Origin of the sequence: Photorhabdus sp. RM96S, assembly GCF_042879335.1 — a bacterium.
GTDB classification, from domain to species: domain Bacteria; phylum Pseudomonadota; class Gammaproteobacteria; order Enterobacterales; family Enterobacteriaceae; genus Photorhabdus; species Photorhabdus kayaii.
In genome coordinates this window covers 1-246 of record NZ_JBHFKT010000268.1, presented here as the reverse complement: position 1 = coordinate 246, position 246 = coordinate 1, and the positions used below count along the sequence as shown (strand labels likewise).

The following is a 246-nucleotide window of genomic DNA, read 5'->3' as shown; positions in this document are numbered from 1 at the left end:
ACCTGCACTGAGTACCACATTCAGTGGATGGCCTTTTCCATCGACAGCCAGATGGATTTTGGAACCATAACCACCCTGAGAGCGACCCAGGCCATGGTCTGCGGTGACATCGGGATGTTTTTTTGGGCGCCAGCTGCACAATGTGCCGCACGAATGTTACTGCCATCCAGTGATATGGCTGACCAATCAACCAAATCTTGTTCATCCAGTATTGACAATAACTTATTGAAAATGAGATTAATGATC

Annotated in this window: 1 pseudogene; it reads right to left on the bottom strand. The window is 47.2% G+C overall.

The annotated features are described in order from the left end of the window. Nucleotides 1–246, bottom strand: a pseudogene (locus ACGF49_RS25300) (IS5/IS1182 family transposase); the annotation flags it as partial.